The sequence below is a fragment of the Arthrobacter sp. efr-133-R2A-120 genome (assembly GCF_030209835.1).
In the GTDB taxonomy this organism is placed as follows: Bacteria; Actinomycetota; Actinomycetes; order Actinomycetales; family Micrococcaceae; genus Arthrobacter.
The window spans coordinates 1-18,493 of the sequence record NZ_JARVRF010000056.1; the positions used below are offsets into that span (position 1 = coordinate 1).

Below are 18,493 nucleotides of genomic sequence, written 5' to 3' on the forward strand. Positions count from 1 at the left end.
CCTTCCCCACCAACAGCTACAACAACACCAACTACTGGGTCGACGCCGTCTTCACAGCACCGTAGCCGGAACCCGTAAGCCGGTAAGAAGGGATAACTCCGCGTGAAAACAGCTCAAGGCCTCAAAATGATGGCCGCCAAGCTCTTGATTCCGCCAGCCACCGGAGCCCGGGCCGTGGCCGGCACCATGCCGGCGCTTCACGGCCTTACGGATCACGTTGTTGCTGAACCTCGTGTTTCCCGGACCCGCATTCGTGAACACACCGTTCCAGAACGCCACGCGGGCAACTCCGCAAACGCGCCATCGGGACGGGTACTCCTTGGCGGCGCCGTGGTCGACCTTCTGGGCTTCCCGGAGGCTATCGGCTTGATTTCCGCGCGGGCGACTTCGAGGGAGTTGCCGCCCCTGGCTATTGCCTCGGCCAACCTGGACCACATCAACCACTTCGGCGTCGGGAGCAGATGGGCTTCCGTTCTAGGAAACGGTCGCTCATGGGTGGACGGTTCCCCGGTTGTCGATTGGCTCACGCTGCTCGATGGCGCCCCCTTGGTGTCCGAAGCGCAGCGACTGACCGGGCGCAGTTGGCCGCGACTGGCCGGTAGCGACCTGATCGGGCCGCTCCTGGATGCTGCCACAGACCTTCAGCTCCGGGTCGGCTTCCTGGGCGGTGCGGAGTCCGCGCACGAATCACTCAAGTCGAGGTTCTCCCGCGAACGGCCGGGCCTTGTGGTGGCAGGCTTCTGGTCCCCGGGGCGCGACGAGCTCACAGATCCCGCGGCTTCAACCTGCCTGGCGGCAGCCATCGCCGCGGCCAAGGTGGACATCCTCGTCGTCGGACTCGGAAAACCAAGGCAAGAGCTGTGGATTGCCGAATACGGGGCGCTCACGGAAGCCCGGGTCCTGTTGGCCTTCGGCGCTGTGGTGGACTTCCTGGCCGGCCGCATCCAGCGGGCCCCCGAATGGGTGAGCTCCCACGGCCTCGAATGGGCCTGGCGGCTCGCGCTGGAACCACGACGACTGGCCCGCCGCTACCTGCTCGACGGCCCCGCGGCCTACGCGTCGCTCCGGTCGAAAAGTTCCGGCCTGGAGGAAGTGCCCGGGGACGCATCGAGCGGTCCGGGCGATGGACCCGCGCCGGCCACTCCCGCCCCGCCCCCCGCAGGCAACCGGACCTTTGCGATCGCCGGGCAAGCCGCGGATGTCGCCGTCCTGGTAGTCACCTACAACAACGCCGACGACGTCGGACCCCTGATCGAAAGCCTGCGATCCGAGGCGGCCGAGCAGTGGCTCCGGGTGATCGTCGCGGACAACGGCTCCTCGGACGGTACGCTGGACGCGCTCTCCAGGTACGACGACGTCATATCGTTCGCCACCGGCGGCAACCTGGGCTACTCCGGCGGCATCAACGCCGCGCAACAGTTCTGCGGCGACGTCCAGTACTTGCTGGTGGCCAATCCGGATCTGGTCATCGAACGCGGCTCCGTCGCCGCGATGATCCGGCGGCAACGCCTCTCCGGGGCCGGGATCGTGGTTCCCGCTCTTCTGGACGAAGACGGCTCAACATATCCGTCCCTGCGCAGGGAACCAACCCTTCCGCGCGCCTGGGCGGACGCCGCGCTGGGCTGTCGGCTACCAGGCCGGCCTGCCTGGCTCTCGGAAATCGACTATGACCAAGTCAGCTACGAGCATGCGCACCCAGTGGAATGGGCCACGGGCGCGGCGTTGCTGATCGACGCAGGCCTCGCGACCGAACTCGGGCCCTGGGATGAGCGGTTCTTCCTCTACCTCGAAGAGACCGACTTCTTCCGGCGGGCCCGGGAGGCAGGGACGGACGCATGGTTTGAACCCGCCGCTAAAATGCGGCATCGCAGGGGCGGCTCCGGCAGTTCGGCGGCGCTCACCGCCTTGATGGCGGTGAACCGGACCCGCTACGCGGAAAAACACCACCCGCCGGCAACCGCTGCCGCATTCCGCGGTGCGGCGGTGCTCTCCGAGGCACTACGGGCATACCAGCGCGACCACCGGCCGGCGCTTCGAGCCCTCCTGAACAAACGCAGCTGGGAGCAACTGCCCCATGCCGTGCCCGCTCCACAAGCAAACCACGACGACGGCGGTCGCCTCAGGGACTTCCCCGCCGGCTCGATCATCATCCCGGCGCATAACGAAGCGGCGGTCATTGCCCGCACGCTCACCAGCCTGAAGCCGCTCGCGGCCACTGGCGCCGTGGAGATCTTCCTGGTGTGCAACGGCTGCACTGACAACACCGCCGAAATAGCCGGCCGGTTCAGCGGTGTCCAGGTAGTTGAGGTCGACGAACCATCGAAAACCATCGCCATGGACACCGGCGATGCGTTGGCCACGGCCTGGCCACGGCTCTATCTCGACGCGGACGTGGAGATCGACCCCGTGGCCATCGAGCAGCTTTTCAGGCGCCTTGGGCAAGGCGACCTCCTGGCGGCACGGCCGGCGTCGCAATACGACACCGGCGGTGCCACCGGCCTCGTTCAGGCCTTCTATCGTGCACGGGGCCGTATGGCGTCAACCAGGAGCGGCCTATGGGGCGCGGGGGCCTTTGCCCTGACCCGCGAGGCCCGCGCCCGGTTTGGCAAGTTTCCGCCGGTACAGGCCGATGATGTGTTCGTTGACCGGCACTTTGGCGCCAACGAAAAGGAAATTGTCACCTGCCGTCCCATCAAGGTCCACACCCCTAAGGACGCCCGCGCCCTCGTCACGGTCCTGCGACGGAACTACCGGAGCAACGTGCATCTGCTCAATTTCCAGCCGGCCGAGGGCGGTGGCGGCACGAGCCAAAGCCTCCGGGAACTCCTGGGTTCGGTTCGCGGTCCCCTCACGGCCTTCGACGCCGCAGTCTACGCGGGCTTTGCCGTCGCCGCCCGGCTTCGGAAGGGGCCCGCAACCGCGACTACATGGGAACGGGACGAGAGCAGCCGGCGCTAAGCCAGTTGGGCCAACACAGCACCGCGTGCCTTTCGCACCGCTAGTCGGCGCCCGCTATTACGCCGCCAGTCGGCGCCGGCTATTTGCCGGAGACCCCGCATGCGTTGCCGCCTTCCACCCGGTAAATATGTACCGCGTTGCCGTCGGCAAAAGTGTCGGTGAAAGAGCCGTTGGCCATGGCCAGGGAGCGGTTTTCGCCGAGTACCGTTACGCTGGTTCCGCCGCCGCATTTGAGGTTCAAGGCGACAGATTGCGCTCCTGTCTGGGTGGACCCGGCAATGATGTAGAAACTGCCGTTGTAGGCCTTTACTGAGGTATCGATGTTGCCCCCCGCGGTTGCCACGCCATCCACGAACGGCGAATTAAGCACCGGGGCCAACTCCGCGATCTGCTGGTTGACGGCTGTCACCGTCGCTCGGATCGCGGCGCCGCATGCATCCCGCAAGACGTGTTGAGAGATACAACTCCCACCAAAACTGTGGTTGAAATACGTGATCCCGCGTGCACCATGGATGATGCTGCTCCACACTGCGGCCCTGATTTCCGGTGCCGTGATGGTTGGAGCACTGGCTTCCGTGAAGGGGTGTCCCAACTCAACGAAGGCCCAGACAGGTACGTTTCCCTTTGGGCTGACGAAGGCACGGGTGCGTTCCACGGTCCAGCCGTAATTTGAGGCTTTGCGGCACTCGGAGTCGGTCAAAGCACGGGGTGTCGCCAGCATCACCCCGCCTTCAGTCGGAGCACAGATGTTGGGATCGGTGAACCAGTAATTGTCGGCAGAAACCACCTGCTGGTAGGTATTGACGAATTGCCCGGCTTCAGTGGCCGACTCCCAGAACGTCACGCCTTTGCCGTAATTCGCGTAGATCATGGTGTTGGCCGGGGCTTTGTTGAGCAGGGTTCCCTGCACCGTGAATCCGCATTTGCTTTCGGCGGGAGCGCAAACCGTCCCGGCACCGGGGTAATTTCCGGTCCAGCTGGCAGAGCCGGGCCCGGCCCACATATCCGACTCGTCCGAGAGCAAGAACCCGGAGGCAAGCGGCGATGTCCGGGACGGGATCGCATAGGACCCGGCGTCCCTGATGTACTGAACATTCGAGTCGGCGGTCAACTCGACGTACAAATTAATGCCCGCTGCCCTGTCCAAGGGAACATCGGTAGGATCGAGGACGCTTTCGAACCAAATGCCCACGGGAAAGTAGTTTGGCGTGGCCGGCAGGGCGTTGGGAAACTTTCCGTAGTACTGCGGGCCCCCGTCAACCGCGCGGACGGTCACTCCGGCCGGCAGCGGCACAACGGTCGGCACAGTGGAGCTCGCCACCGAGGCTGAGAGGGCCAGGAAAGCAGCCAACAGGACACTCGTTCGGGCGGAAATGTTGGGCTTCGTCATCGCCATCGGCTCCCGTTAATACATCGGAAATTTCACAGGCCACTCTTGCAAGGAGCCCGAAACGGAGACCATCAGCTACGGAGTTCGTCCCAAAAGATACCACCGATCAAGGTGCTGAAGACACCCTTTCTTGCCGATGGAAGTGACATCGGGCCGAAGTCGAGTGCTGATCGAACCGAGCACGAGCTTCCGGGTGTGGGGTGAGTAGCGGGCCGTCGCGAATGCGGGTACCAGCCACTCGTGCCTGGCCTTCTAGCCCGCAAATAGGCTGAGACGAGCATTCATGTAAAGGTTCGATCCCGGTTCTCAGGATGAAGGGAAGCAATCGCCATGACAAGCAGGAAGCTGCGAGTTGCGCTGATCGGGGCAGGCTACTGGGGGCCGAATTTGGCCCGTAATTTCAAAATCAGCGCGGACTGGGATCTTGCGGCCATCTGCGATCTCGATGCCGGCCGGGCCATGGACGTCGCCGAGCAAGTGGGCAACGTGCCCGTGGTGACGGATCTGGATGAGCTGCTGGCCTGGCCCGATCTTGAAGCCGTCGCCATTGCGACACCCGCACGAACCCACCACCGGATTGCCTTGGCGGCAATGCTGGCCGGGAAGCATGTGCTGGTCGAGAAGCCGCTTGCGGATAGTCGTGAAAAAGGTGAGGAGATGGTGGAACTCGCCCGGCAAAAGGGATTGGTGCTGATGGCAGACCACACGTACTGCTACACGCCGGCTGTTCTGAAGATCCGGGAACTCATCGCTGACGGGGCGTTGGGCGACATTCTCTTCATCGATTCCGTCCGTATCAACCTTGGCCTGGTCCAGCCTGATGTCGACGTCTTCTGGGATCTCGCTCCGCACGACCTCTCGATCCTGGACTTCATCCTTCCGGGAGGACTGCAGCCCGCCCATGTGTCGGCACACGGCGCAGACCCGCTCGGTGCCGGCCGGGCTTGTGTAGGTCATTTGAGCTTCCCGCTGGCAGCCGGAGGCTTGGCGCACGTCCACGTCAACTGGCTCAGCCCAACCAAGATCCGCCAGATGGTGATTGGCGGATCGAAGCGGACCCTGGTCTGGGATGACCTGAATCCACAGCAGCGGCTGAGCCTCTACGACCGGGGCGTCAATCTCCAGCATCAACCCTCCGACGGAGCCAACCGGACGGCCGCTACCATCTCGTATCGTCTGGGAGACACCTGGTCCCCTGCTTTGCCGGAACATGAACCGCTCGGGCAAATGGTCAGCGAGTACGCGGCCAGCATCCGCGAAGGGCGGCTCTCGCGCACCGACGGATCGGCCGGCTTGCGCGTCCTGTCGGTCCTCGAGGCCGCTTCGCGGAGCCTGGCCGAGGATGGCCGCACCGCCCTGGTTGACGGTGCCGAACTGCAGCTTGAGGAGACGGCGTGAGCAATTTGGCCGGAGCACAGATTCTCGTCACGGGCGGTGCCGGGACCATTGGCTCCACCATAGTGGACCAACTCCTCGACGCCGGCGCGGCCCGCATCGACGTACTGGACAATCTGGTGCGCGGGCGCCGGGACAACCTGAGCGATGCGCTGCTCAGCGGCCGCGTCACTTTGGTGGAGGGCGATTTGCGCGACCGGGACCTCGTCCACGATTTGACCAGGGGCAAGGACGTCGTCTTCCACCAGGCCGCCATCAGGATCACCCAGTGCGCGGAAGAGCCCCGGCTGGCCCTGGACGTCCTGGTCAACGGGACGTTCAACGTTCTCGAAGCCGCCGTCGCTCAAAAGGTCGACAAGGTGATTGCCGCCTCCAGCGCCTCTGTCTACGGCTTGGCGGAAACCTTCCCCACCAATGAGCGGCATCACCACCACAACAACGACACCTTCTACGGGGCCGCCAAATCCTTCAACGAGGGCATGTTGCGCAGCTTCCGCGCCATGGACGGACTGGACTACGTGATACTGCGCTACTTCAACGTCTACGGTCCGCGAATGGATGTCCACGGGCTCTACACCGAAGTCCTGGTGCGATGGATGGAGCGAATTGCTGACGGCCGACCACCGCTGATTTTCGGGGACGGCCGACAGACGATGGACTTTGTCTTTACCGGCGACATCGCGCGGGCCAATCTGCTCGCGGCCGCCAGCGAACTGAGGGAAGGGGTCTACAACGTCGCCAGCGGAACGGAGACAAGCCTTTTGCAACTCGCACAGTCCCTGTTGCGCGCCATGGACTCCGAGCTTGCCGTGGAACATGGACCGGAACGGGCGGTCAACGGTGTGAGCCGCAGGCTGGCCGATATTTCCGCGGCCCACTCGGACTTGGGCTTTGCGGCCGAAGTCTCCCTCGACGATGGGCTTCGGCAGTTGGTGCACTGGTGGCAACCCCTTCGAGCGGAAATCGCCGCCACGCGAACCGCCGGGGTATCCTCATGACCCGCATCAATGTCATGCAGCCGTGGTTCGGGGCAGAGGAAGTGGCCGCCGTCAGCGCAACGATCGAATCCGGCTGGGTCGCGCAAGGTCCTCGGGTCGCCGAATTCGAATCGGCCTTCGCCCGCAGCCAACATGCTCCTTTCGCGGTCGCCACCTCGAATTGCACGACGGCGTTGCATCTGGCCTTGGTAGTTGCCTCCATCGGCCCGGGCGACGACGTCGTCGTTCCGTCGTTCTCCTTCATCGCCACAGCGAATGCGGCCACCTATGTAGGCGCGCGGCCGGTCTTTGCCGACGTGGACCTGGCCACCGGAAACCTCACAGCCGAAACGGTGCGCGCCGCGTTGACGGACCGTACCAGGGCTGTCATTGCCGTGGACCAGGGCGGAGTCCCGGTTGATCTGGATTCCATCCGTCGGCTGTGCGACCCGCTCGGGATTGTCGTCATCGAGGATGCTGCTTGCGGCGCAGGATCGCGCTATCGGGGCCGGCCGGTGGGAGCGGGCGCTGACGTGACCGCGTGGTCCTTCCACCCCCGGAAAATCCTCACAACCGGCGAGGGGGGCATGTTGACCACGCCGCACCAGGACTGGGCCGATCGTGCCCGCCGGCTGCGCGAGCACTCTATGAGCGTCTCCGCGAGCGCCCGGCACGCCTCCGTGCTGGCACCCGCAGAGGAGTATGGGGAGCCCGGTTTCAACTACCGCATGACTGACCTGCAGGCCGCCGTCGGCTTGGTTCAGCTGGACAAGTTGCCGCAGATAGTCCGCAGACGCCGGGATATTGCCTCCGAGTACAGCAAGCAATTTGCGGATGTCGAGGGAATGCGCGTGGTACGGGACCCGGCCTGGGGTACCAGCAATTTCCAGTCCTTCTGGTTGGAGGTCCTCCCCGGATCCGCCACCGACCGTGAAGGCGTGCTCGAACATCTGGCCCGGGATGAAATATCGGCTCGTCGGGGAATCATGGCGGCCCATCGCCAGCCCGCGTATCGCGGACGGGACACAGGAGAGGCTCTGCTCCTGGTCACCGAACGCCTCACGGACAATACGCTCATCCTTCCGGTTTTCCATCAGATGACCGAGTCTGAACAGGCAAGGGTCATACACTCCGTGCGCGCCGCGGTGACCGGGGGACGGTGAACCGTGCAGGAGCTGATGCTGATCGCTGCCAGTGGATTGGCCCGGGAAGTGCTGGCCGTCATCCGGGGCTCGGATCAGTACCGCGTGGTCGGCTTCCTCGATGACTCCTCCACCATCCAAGGCAGGCTCGTTGGCGGCGTAACCGTCCTGGGCACCATCGCGGATGCCGCCCTGTACAACTACACCCAGTTCCTGGTCTGTGCCGGCTCTGGAACCGCGCGGCAGCAGATAGTGCAGCGCCTGGCATATCAGGGCATCACGGGCGAGCGCTTCGCGACGGTCCTGGACCCGGGAGTGCGGGTGCCACCCGGCTGCACGGTCGGACGCGGAAGTATCCTGCTGAGCAATGTCGTGCTGACCGCCGATGTCACCGTGGGGAGGCATGTGGTCGCCATGCCGCAGGTAACGCTGACTCACGACGACGTCGTGGAGGACTTCGCCACCCTTGCCGCAGGCGTGACCCTGGGCGGCGGTGTGCATATTGGACGTGCCGCCTACCTGGGCATGAACTCCAGCGTCCGCCAAGGAGTGCGCGTGGGCGAAGAAGCAACCCTGGGAATGGGGGCCGTACTGCTGCAGGACTTCCCTCCCGGTGAGACCTGGGTAGGCGTACCCGCTGCCCCGATTCGCCTGCCTGTCGATGACAGCCAACAAGAACAACCCGCATAGACCTCTGACGGAAGGTACAGCTGATGGACCCATCCTTGGCGACGAACATACCCCTGGTTGACCTCGCGGCACAGCACGCCGAAGTCGAGAGCGAGGTCCTCAGCGGCTTGGAGGACGTGTTCGCGACCACGGCGTTCATAGGCGGGGCCGCCGTCGGGCAGTTTGAAGAAGCCTACGCCGCGTGGCTAGGCGTGAAGCACTGCATAGGCGTTGCCAATGGCACCGACGCCCTGGAACTGGCCCTGCGGGCAACGGGAGTTGGCCCCGGCTGCGAAGTGGTCCTGCCGGTCAATACCTTCATTGCCACAGCGGAAGCCGTGGTCCGGATCGGAGCCGTTCCCGTGTTCGTCGATGTGGATCCGGTCCACTTGCTCATCGATCCCGCGCTGGTGGCGGAGGCGGTCGGGGACCGCACGCGGGCCATCGTTCCGGTCCACCTATTCGGCCAGACGGCGCCCGTCGAGCAGCTGCGCGCCGTGGCGGAGTCCTGTGGAGCGGTGATCATCGAGGACGCAGCACAAGCCCAGGGTGCAACCCGGCACGGGAGTTCGGCGGGCTCCCTGGGGGCGGCCGCCGGGACCAGCTTCTACCCCGGTAAGAATCTTGGCGCCGCAGGCGATGCCGGCGCGGTGACGACCAACGACCCTGAAATAGCCCGCGGCGTCCGGATGCTTGCCTCGCACGGCAGCGCGACGAAATACGTCCACGACGTGGTTGGCTTCAATTCACGGCTGGACACGATCCAGGCAGTGATCCTCAATGCCAAACTTCGGCGCCTGTCTGCGTGGAATGATTCCCGCCGGGAGGCCGCAGCGAGATATAGCGAAATGCTCGACGATGTTCCGGGAGCCGCCGCGCCTATCAGTGCTGAAGGCAATGACGATGTATGGCATCTGTACGTCATCCGGGTGGCAGACCGGGATCGCATCCTTGCCAGCCTGAACGGCACGGGAATCGGAGCGGGAATCCACTACCCAACGCCCCTGCATCTGAGCGGGGCCTTCGCCCACCTGGGTCTCGGGCCGGGAACCTTTCCGGTGGCGGAGCGCGCGGCAGGCGAAATCCTGTCCTTGCCTTTGCACCCGCACATAACCATCGCGCAGCAGAAGTTCGTAGTCGAAACTCTTCGGGCCGCCCTGTAGCGTCCGGGCCGAGCGTTGAAATCCGCCGAGCCCTACTATCCGGGGGCGAGGGTAGCCGCCGGAGTACGGCTATCCCCGCTGTTCGCACGATCCGTCATCGGGACGGTTCGCCCACGGACTCAGCCTCAAGAACTTCCTGGGTCTCCCGACTGTGGGTCCCTGAATCCCGACGGCGGCCGCGGCCTGTGGGGAAGACGGCGAGTTCGGGACTCAGCCACTCCTCCGCCGTGGATCCTGCGTCCAATGACAATGAATCGCGCTCCGGCCTGCCTCCTGCGCCCGACGCCGCAGCGGCACGCAAGGCGGCCTTCCGCTGGCGTGCGATTCCGCGACCCCGGGCCACGGAGACGGCTCCGAACATCAGGACTGCACCGCCCACGAGGACGGCGATCAGCGAGCGCAGCCGGCTTGAAAACTGCTCAGTCGCTTTGTCCGGGGATGCGACCACCAGCGAAGAGAAGAGATAGGTGTCGTCAGCGCCGTCGATTTTCTGAATAGTGCGAAGGTTCTGCGTCAGCAGTTCCCCCAGGCGCCGCGTCGTAGCCAGCGAGCGGTCCGGCGTCGAGCTGACCCCTGTGATGTCAACAAGGAATGAGTTCTGTCCGCCAACCGCATCCCGGGTGACATCATAATCTTTGCTTAGCCCCTCGGCGGTGAGTCCGTCAGCTGTGGAACTGTCCTTGAGGCGCGTGATCAGGACCTGCACAACCAGGGTGGGATCCGATGAACGCAAATACGGATTGCTTGAATTGAGGTCTTTGAGCGCCGGATTCTTTATTTTGTCGGCTTCGGTCGGGATATTGGGGTTGATCAGGGCATACGTCATCGTGGATTCGTAGGTGCGGGGCGCGAACTGGAAAACGTAGATTGACGCAATGATCGTAATGAAAAGGACAGGCAAAGCAACAGACTTGTAGTGCCAGAGTGTCTTGAGTACTCCTAGGGGATCCATCGTCTTCCTTTCGGGGTGGAACGTACCGAAACTGGTGTCTTCCGAAACGGTGGGTCATTCCCATCGTGAGGTCCGGGCAATTCGATCTCGCGTTTGACCATTATCCAGACGGCGCCGGCCAGACCGATGAACAGCGGGTAAGTCAGCGCGAAGACCGGGAATGACAAAGAATCGAACGTCAGCGAGCACACGGCTGCCACCAGGCCGCCGGCTGCCACTGCACCGGCAAGGCATTTCAGTGCCTGGGAGCGTGCTCGGCGGGCGACGCTCACCGTAATGGCTCCCGGCAAAACCAAGTAGGCGATAATGGCGACCAGGCCCACCAGGCCCAGGGTGACCGCGGAATTCAGGTATTGATTATCCAGAATGTGCAAGGCGTTATCCGGTATGTAGTTGCCGGGGCCCAGGCCGAGTATCGGGTTCTGACCAACCATTTCGATAACGCGCGGATAGTTGTTGGTGCGCGTGGAAATTGACGGGTCGTTTTCAGCGGTGGTGAAAGAACCTGCGATCGTTGCGATAAGGCCCGGCACCGCGAGGAAGAGACCCGCTGCGGCAACGGGGACTAGGACGAATGCCCAGCGCCGGGCCAGCGCTGGGAGGAACGGAATGAACGCAATCATCCCGACCAGCAGTGCAATAACGCCTGCCCTTGAGATCGTTGCGGCGATCGCAAACACCAGGAGGCCGGTTCCGGTCCAATGCAGCCATTTTCGGCCCACCGGATCAAATAGGCCCCGCCAGATTGAGAGCGGAAGCAGCATTCCGGACACGACGGCCAGTTCGATGGAGTGAAAGGTGCTACCCGAAACGCGGACCAGCGTGCCGCGGACTTGAAATGTCGTACCTGCTCCGTTGTCGGTAAACCCAGGCATAGCCAGTTGGAACCAATCCATCGGATTGATGTGGAAAATGAACTGGACCGCAGCCACTATGCAGCAAAAGAAGGCCCCCGCCAGTATCGCCCGGACGAGCAACAGGACGTCGCCCATGGTCCGGACAACCTCCGCCGTGACAAGGACGATTCCGGCGCTTGCAACAAGCAAAATCACCCATCGATCCGAAGCCGCCCGCGACGCTATTGAGCTGCCGCCGGTCAAGCCCAGGTAGAGCGCAACGTAGGAAGCGCAGGTCCCCGATAGCAGGAGGGCCAGCCCGATCCTGCCTGGATGCCGGAATGTGAAAGGGTCGTGCAAGCCAAAGAGAACAGAGCAAAACCACAGCGCAAAAAGAAACAGCGCGAGTATCAGGGGCATTGTCCCTGCTGCGCCTACCGGCGCCAGGACCATGCTCGAGGGAAAGAAGAAAATGCTGAACGCGACAATCCTTAGGAAGAGGGGCGTGCGGCCAGCCTTGGACGTCTGAGGGTCGAAATCGAGCCTGGTGACAGCAGGAGGCTTCGGGAACACCAAAGGGCTCCGGGATGACCGCTTGGCCCTCCTTTGGCTCTTTGTCCCGGACATTTCCTGGCTTGCGGTCACGAGGCACGATCCCCGGTGAGAACCTCGGCACACGCTGTCTCGATAATGGAAGCCACCTGCTTCTTGGTTTCTTCCCAGTCCTGGCGCTCCCTTGTGGCCACCCGCGCAGCCCTGCCCTCGACGTCGGCGGCCTCGACCGCCGTCGAGAGCGCGTCCGCCATCCCCCACGGGGTGGGACGCCCCCAAACGGCATCATCCGTGGACAAGACGGCACGGGAATACGCAGATTCGTTGAGCACCGGGATATTGCCTGCAGACATCAATTCTTCCGGAACCAACGAAATGTTCGTAAAGGATATGGCCAGGCCAGCGATAGTCCGGTTGTAGAGCTCGTTCAGCTGTGTTGGCGTCAAGTTTCCGTGGTTCATGACAGGGATGGACCAACCCGATACGTTGTCACCGTAAACGTGGATCTCTTGTTCCGGGTGTGTCTGGTGGAAGCGCTCAAGCGCCAGCTTCGCGAGCAAATAGCCTCTGCGGTCCACGCTCTTCTTGGCGTAGAAGACCACCCCACGGCGCGATACGGGACGTTCGGGAAGAACCCGATAGATATCGTTGTCGCAGCCGAACGGAACAATCGCGTCCGGGGGCGTCCCGACCTCGTTTTCCATCACCCCGGCGATCATGTTCCCCAGCGCGATGTTCTTGAAACCGAATCGGTAGGTGTCCTCGGCCAACGCATAGAAGGTGCCACGCGGGTAGAAAAAGGGCTCGTAGTCCTGAATGAAGTAAAAGCGATGGGCCGGGCTGGTCACGCGGGACGCCACGACGTGCGCGGTTGCCCATGAGCTAGCAACTACCGCGTCCACGTCCGCCATGCCCTGCGTGGCGCTTCGAACCTCTGCCCGCATCCCGGGCCAGTTGCGGTGCACGACTTCCTCATGTCGCGCCACATCGTCCGCGTACCGGTCGTAGAGGAACAAGGTGCAGCGATGGCCACGCTCTTCCAGGCCCTGGACCATCCGGAACAGCGTCGTGTGCCCGCCGGATCCGGCAGCGGGTGGCGTGCATACCCAGCCGATGTGCAGTTGCTCCTTCAGGATCTGCCGCGGCGCCGGCAAGCTCAGATTGCCCGAGTCCGCAATGTCCTCTTGACGCAAGGGAAAATCGAACTCTGCCCAGGAGAGCCGTTCACCCAAAGCTTGAAAGAGCCGGCGGCTTCCACGCCGGGCGAAACCAGACCACCCCTCATTCCTGAGGTGCGAGATCAACTGGGTGGCGTCTATGCGGGAGGGCACGGTCAACTCCTGTTCCCTGTGCGGTCAGTGCCGGCCAATACGGGATTCCTGAGGGTGGCCTCGCCTGCGGCTGCTTGTTTGATGTCACTGAGCAACGCCCGCGCCCGACGAAAGGTGAAAAGGGCATAGACGACGAGGCCAGCGAACGCTCCGGCCAGAACCGCGAGAAGGGCAACCGGGATCTGGGCGGCTACCAGCCAGGCCAGGACGCCGCAAACAACCGCCGCAGCCGCAGCGGGGAAACAAATACGCAAGAGGGACAGGATCCTTGCACCGGTGGATTTCGCCACCAGCACGAGATAAACGGGAATGACGACGAACCAGGTCACGACGACGTGGGCGAACCCGGCACCCGCAATTCCCCCCAGACGCACGCCGATGAGCATCGCCGGAACAAGGGCAACTAGCCAAATGACCTGGACCCAGAACAGGCCAACGGTCTTGCCCGCGCCCACACACAGATCAGCGAACATCTCCGAGAGGATCCTCGCGGCACCGAAGATTCCCAAACTGACCATCGCGGCGGCTGCTGCACTCCATTTGTCGCCGTAGAAGGTGACAATGAGGGGTGCGCCGAGCCCCGCCAGGAGGGCCGAGACCGGGAAACCGATGTACGCAATTCCGGCCGTGACCTTCAACGCCGCGGCGCCGAGAGTTCCATTTGCATTCAGCCTGCCGAAAGTCGGCACGGCAACCGTCCGGATCACGGCGGTAATCACGCTGCTGGGCATACTCGCCAAGTTGAAGGCCAGTAAATACAACCCTAGCTGCACGGGTCCCAACTCCGGGCCGATGATCATGTAGTCGAGGTTCAGGGTGACAAAAACGACCAGATTGGCCATGGCCAGTGGAAGCCCGAGCCGAAGAATCCCCTTGGCTTCCACGATATTGAAACCGGGGAAGTAGCGCTTTGGGCTGATGATCCAGTAACCGATGGTTGCTGTCAGTTGCCCTCCCACCCGTGAGAGTGCCAAAGCCATCGCACCCCAGCCCCACAGCGCCATCGGAATGACCAGAACCAGGGCAACGACGGTGTTCAGTACGTCAACCAGGATCCTGCGCTTTTGCAGGAAGTCGCGCCATATCAGTGCAGTAGGAACGGACGCCATTCCAGAGAGCAATACCGTCAGCCCCATTACCTGGACGACCGGGGCTGCACCGGGATCCCCCAGTGCGGCAGCAAGCAAGGGTGCAAGCAGGATCACGAGCGCAGTCAGCAGGACGCTCGTGACCAGCGAAATGGTAAAAACAGTCGGAGCGATCTCGTCCGGATCGCGATCACCGCGGCCGAGGGCAGCCGTGGCTCCAAGCTCTGCGATATTCACGGCAATTACCTGCACGACGAGTGCCACCGCCAAGGCGCCGAAATGTTCCGGCGCAATAAGACGGGCGACCACGAGCGTGGTGATGAATTGAAGGACGCGGGAAAGACCAACATTGAGTGCACCCCAGAGAGTGCCCCTGCGCAGCCTGCTGGCCAGCGATCCGGTCCCTTCGCCGAGTGCGCTCATGAAATCCCCACCATTCGCCAAGCACGCCAACGCACGCGGTCCGCCTGGGTGCGGAAAATTTCGACAGTCCGCTGCCAGGGCAGCGGCGGTTTGCCCTCATCGGCTCGCACCAAACGCCAGCGCACCCCACGGATCCGGAACGACGCCGGTTGTCCCGGCCAGACTCGCAACGCGAAATCCTGCAGGGCCGAGGCGTCCGAGGTGGAACCACCTGAGTCGAGCGTGCGAGCCGCGAGGATAAGCGCTTCACGGCGCAGTGCGCGCCGGGCTCGGTCCAGGAGCCTGTCCGCTTGGGGTAACCCGCGCAAGACCTCCGACGTCAGCAGAACCCGGAACGCCTCAAGCCGATGCCGTAGATCAACCACCATGGTGGCAAACGAGGTCAAATGCATATTGGCGCCATGGACCCGGTAGAACGCCTGGATCGGCCCGTTGATCCTGCCTACATCCCAATGGGCCGCGGTACGGAGCCAGTATTCCAAATCTCCGGAATGGGGCAGCAATCGATTGTAAAAGCCCACTTGTTGCAGGACCTCGGTGCGCATGACCACCTCAGGGGACAAGATGAAGCACCTCCCCCGCCGACAAGCCCAATTGATCCATTCGTGACCCGCCCAAACGGTCCACGACTGCCACCTCGAGCTGGCGGCCCGGGGCAGTTGACGCTCATTGGAGAATTCCAGCGGCCTCCCGTAAACCATTCCCACCCGCGGGTTGGAATGCATCAAGTCAGTGGCACGGGACAGGGCCCCGGGGGCCAGCAAATCGTCTGCCGAAAGAAGTGCGACATACTCGGTGACCACGCGCGACAAACCGTCGTTATACGTGGCTATATGACCCATGTTCCGTTCGTGGACCACCACAGTTATCCGGGGATCGCGTAGCGCCAAATCGCGGGCCACTTGGGCCGAATTATCGGTGGACGCGTCGTCAACAACTATTACTTGTGCATCGACGCCGGCCTGGGACAATACTGAAGCGGTGACGGCGGGCAAGTATTGTGCGTAGTTATAGCAAGGTACGACGACGGTCACTTGGGCTGTGTTCCGGGCGCTACGCGGTCGCATGATTCTCATGGTTCCCCGCATCCACGTATTTCATGGTTAGAGCGTCCCCTCCAGTTGAGACCGAGACCAAAAGCCAGATCGAACATTGGATTCAGCCTATGGACGTCCGCCCCGCGGAGCGCGAGTACTTGTCACTTGAATTGACCTCATCCGCCACTCGTCCGGGCCCGAATGACCACTCAGCAGGAACTCGGCCCTGCCCTGATCCTCAAGCGTTCAAAGGTCCCGCCGTCTTTGGTGTGGCCTAATATGCGCCCACGGGCCGGATCATCGCCCGCGCCGTCCGCCAAAGAATGATGATGTCTCCGACGATCGACCAGTTCTCGACGTAATACAGGTCCAGCCGGACGCTGTCCTGCCAGTTAAGCTCCGAGCGGCCATTGATTTGCCACATTCCGGTCAGCCCGGGCTTGATGTAAAGCCGGCGGTGGACGTGTCTCTCGTAGCCATCGACTTCCCGTTGGAGGGGTGGCCTGGGACCAACGAGACTCATGTCCCCGAGAAACACATTCCAGAACTGCGGGAGCTCATCGAGGGAATAATGCCTCATCCATTTACCGACCCGGGTTACCCGAGGGTCGTGTTCCATCTTGAATAGCAACCCGGCACCCTCATTCTGGTCAAGCAACTGGGCCAGGTCCTGCTCCGCGGTCTCCACCATGGAACGGAATTTGAACATGACGAAGGTTTGTCCTCTTCGCCCAATGCGCTCCTGCCGGAAAATTACGGGCCCCGGGCTGTCCCGCCGGATCAGAACGGCGAGCACCGCAAAAACGGGCAACAACACCACCAAGGCGGCGGCCGAGAGAATGACGTCGAGCACCCGTTTCATCGCATGCTTGGCACCGGCATATTGCGGGAGCTCAACGTGCATGAGCGGCAGCCCCTCCACAGGACGCGAATGAATCCTGGGGCCGGCCACATTTGTCAGTCCTGTCGTCAGGATCAGCTCGGTTGAACTTTCCTCCAACTGCCAGCCGAGCTCCTGAATGTATGTACTGCCGCCTTCAACCTGCCCGGCAATGATGACTGCATCGGCATCGGTCGCCGCGACCGCGTGCACGACCGAATAGATGTCGCCGACGACGGGCACGGCCTTTCCGTTGACCATCAGGTTTGGCGGCTGCTGCGGGCCCTGCAGCGCGACGCCGACTACTTTATAGATCGGTCCGGACTTCTTCTCAATCTGGTTGATGACGTATCGGACTTCTTCGGAGGCGCCCAGGACCAAGACTCTCGAGAGGTAATGTCCATGAACGCGCTGGCGCGTCAGCCACCGCCTCAACGACCACCGGGACGTCATCAGTCCTAGGCACCCCAGCGGAAACACGAGTGCAATGTAGCCGCGCGCAATCTCTATCTCGAAGACAACGCACGCCATGTTGAGCAGCCCAAGGAGGACTATGGTCGCGCTAAAGACGCGTTTGTACTCGTCCGGGCCGATTCCAACGACTTGCTTGTCCCGGCTGCGGTAGACACCCAACGCGACCATCCAGGCGCTGGCGAGCGCTAGCGAAATCGGAAAATATCCCACACGAAAGCCGCCAATAATAACAAAGGCATTTTCGAATCCAAATCGGGCAACCTGCGCGAAAGCGGCCACGGAAAAAACGACTATGGCATCGACGAGCCACAAAAGACGGTAGTAGCGGCGAGCCCAAAACACTCCGGACACGGCGCCGGCATAACGCCTACCGTCACGTTGGGAACGGTCGAACAAAGGATCTTTGATGAAAGACGTACGAAGCCCGAATCCAACGTCACCTGTTGCAGCTTCTTCCGAGGGGCTCACGGCCACACCATCGTCGCATGGAGAGTTTGCCCGCTATCTCCTGGGGCAATTGTTGCCACACTTTTCGATACAAAAGGGCAGCGCACTTTTATCACAAGCATGTTGCAGGGCACATCGACACCCGCTTCTTCCACAAGTTCTTGGTCTGGCTGGCTCGACGTCGGAAATTGCCAACCAAAGGGAACTTCAGGCTATGAAAGATCGGCTCCCCTCACACGAGTAGCCCCCACCTATCATTTCCAAGCGACGACACCTGCAACGTTCGCCGCCGTACCTGCATCGCACTCGAGTACTCCTGCTTGCTGGATCCGGGCACCAAGCAATGGAACCCGGCAAAAACGAGCAGCGGCCCGGAACCAAAAGGTTCCGGGCCACTGCATTTTACGGACCAGCTATTTAATAGTTTCGGGTTTCCGTCTGTCCAGCGCTTCCTGAGCTGTTTGCCGGCGGGTTGAACGGTGCCGGCAAGTTCCACGGACAGCCGGCAATAGCAACGGAGAACCCCGGGGAAAACGAAAGGGCCACCCGAAATGGGTGACCCTGTCAATTTCAATAATTCTGAGCCTAGCGAAACACGGATCACGTCCATGTTCGAATAGACCCCTTTGGTGGAGCTGAGGGGACTCGAACCCCTGACCCCCTGCATGCCATGCAGGTGCGCTACCAGCTGCGCCACAGCCCCGAACTTTGCCCGCCGCGACTTTCATCCCCGCCGGAGCAACTCGTCAATACTAAACCACAACGATGTGAGATAGGAA

The 18,493-nt window shown here is 62.5% G+C and carries 13 protein-coding genes and 1 tRNA gene; 6 read left to right on the top strand and 8 right to left on the bottom strand.

Annotated elements, in window-relative coordinates; translation table 11 throughout:
- Nucleotides 1–102 precede the first annotated feature (102 nt).
- Nucleotides 103–2,958 (top strand): WecB/TagA/CpsF family glycosyltransferase, encoded by a 2,856-nt coding sequence (locus QRN52_RS20405; RefSeq protein WP_284755381.1) that lies wholly within the window; start codon nt 103–105, stop codon nt 2,956–2,958.
- A 79-nt stretch (nt 2,959–3,037) separates the two neighbouring features.
- Here the strand turns inward: QRN52_RS20405 and QRN52_RS20410 are convergent, their stop codons facing one another.
- Nucleotides 3,038–4,348: a hypothetical protein gene (locus QRN52_RS20410; protein WP_284755382.1), complete on the bottom strand. Its 1,311-nt coding sequence runs from the start codon at nt 4,346–4,348 to the stop codon at nt 3,038–3,040.
- 330 nt (nt 4,349–4,678) lie between these two features.
- Here QRN52_RS20410 and QRN52_RS20415 point away from each other — a divergent pair, with 330 nt between their 5' ends.
- Genes QRN52_RS20415 through QRN52_RS20435 form a run of 5 tightly spaced genes read left to right on the top strand, consistent with a single transcriptional unit; the run spans nt 4,679 to nt 9,694 of the window.
- Nucleotides 4,679–5,746, top strand: coding sequence for a Gfo/Idh/MocA family protein (locus QRN52_RS20415; protein WP_284755384.1), 1,068 nt, complete (start codon nt 4,679–4,681; stop codon nt 5,744–5,746).
- A complete protein-coding gene (locus QRN52_RS20420; protein WP_284755386.1) occupies nt 5,743–6,741 on the top strand; it encodes an NAD-dependent epimerase/dehydratase family protein in 999 nt (332 codons plus the stop codon). Before QRN52_RS20415 ends, QRN52_RS20420 begins: the two co-directional genes overlap by 4 nt.
- Nucleotides 6,738–7,883: a DegT/DnrJ/EryC1/StrS family aminotransferase gene (locus tag QRN52_RS20425; RefSeq protein WP_284755388.1), complete on the top strand. Its 1,146-nt coding sequence runs from the start codon at nt 6,738–6,740 to the stop codon at nt 7,881–7,883. Before QRN52_RS20420 ends, QRN52_RS20425 begins: the two co-directional genes overlap by 4 nt.
- Nucleotides 7,884–7,886: 3 nt before the next feature.
- Nucleotides 7,887–8,552 carry an acetyltransferase gene (locus QRN52_RS20430; protein ID WP_284755389.1) on the top strand — a complete coding sequence of 222 codons (666 nt, stop codon included), beginning with the start codon at nt 7,887–7,889 and terminating at the stop codon, nt 8,550–8,552.
- A gap of 23 nt (nt 8,553–8,575) precedes the next feature.
- Nucleotides 8,576–9,694 carry a DegT/DnrJ/EryC1/StrS family aminotransferase gene (locus QRN52_RS20435; protein WP_284755390.1) on the top strand — a complete coding sequence of 373 codons (1,119 nt, stop codon included), beginning with the start codon at nt 8,576–8,578 and terminating at the stop codon, nt 9,692–9,694.
- A 94-nt stretch (nt 9,695–9,788) separates the two neighbouring features.
- On the opposite strand, the gene QRN52_RS20440 is transcribed toward QRN52_RS20435, so the two are convergent.
- The 7 genes from QRN52_RS20440 to QRN52_RS20470 form a co-directional block, all read right to left on the bottom strand.
- Nucleotides 9,789–10,646 carry a YveK family protein gene (locus QRN52_RS20440; protein WP_284755391.1) on the bottom strand — a complete coding sequence of 286 codons (858 nt, stop codon included), beginning with the start codon at nt 10,644–10,646 and terminating at the stop codon, nt 9,789–9,791.
- A complete protein-coding gene (locus QRN52_RS20445) occupies nt 10,634–11,638 on the bottom strand; it encodes an O-antigen ligase family protein (RefSeq protein WP_284755392.1) in 1,005 nt (334 codons plus the stop codon). The genes QRN52_RS20440 and QRN52_RS20445 overlap by 13 nt, the downstream gene beginning before the upstream one ends.
- A 485-nt stretch (nt 11,639–12,123) precedes the next feature.
- Nucleotides 12,124–13,365: a rhamnosyltransferase WsaF family glycosyltransferase gene (locus tag QRN52_RS20450; RefSeq protein WP_284755393.1), complete on the bottom strand. Its 1,242-nt coding sequence runs from the start codon at nt 13,363–13,365 to the stop codon at nt 12,124–12,126.
- 2 nt (nt 13,366–13,367) lie between these two features.
- Nucleotides 13,368–14,876, bottom strand: a complete 1,509-nt coding sequence (locus QRN52_RS20455) for a lipopolysaccharide biosynthesis protein (RefSeq protein WP_284755395.1) — start codon at nt 14,874–14,876, stop codon at nt 13,368–13,370.
- Complete coding sequence (locus QRN52_RS20460) at nt 14,873–15,943, bottom strand: glycosyltransferase family 2 protein (protein WP_284755398.1); 1,071 nt, start codon at nt 15,941–15,943, stop codon at nt 14,873–14,875. The genes QRN52_RS20455 and QRN52_RS20460 overlap by 4 nt, the downstream gene beginning before the upstream one ends.
- A 244-nt stretch (nt 15,944–16,187) precedes the next feature.
- Nucleotides 16,188–17,579 (bottom strand): sugar transferase, encoded by a 1,392-nt coding sequence (locus QRN52_RS20465; protein ID WP_284755399.1) that lies wholly within the window; start codon nt 17,577–17,579, stop codon nt 16,188–16,190.
- Between the two features lie 762 nt (nt 17,580–18,341).
- Nucleotides 18,342–18,417 (bottom strand) — tRNA-Ala (locus tag QRN52_RS20470).
- Nucleotides 18,418–18,493: the final 76 nt, after the last annotated feature.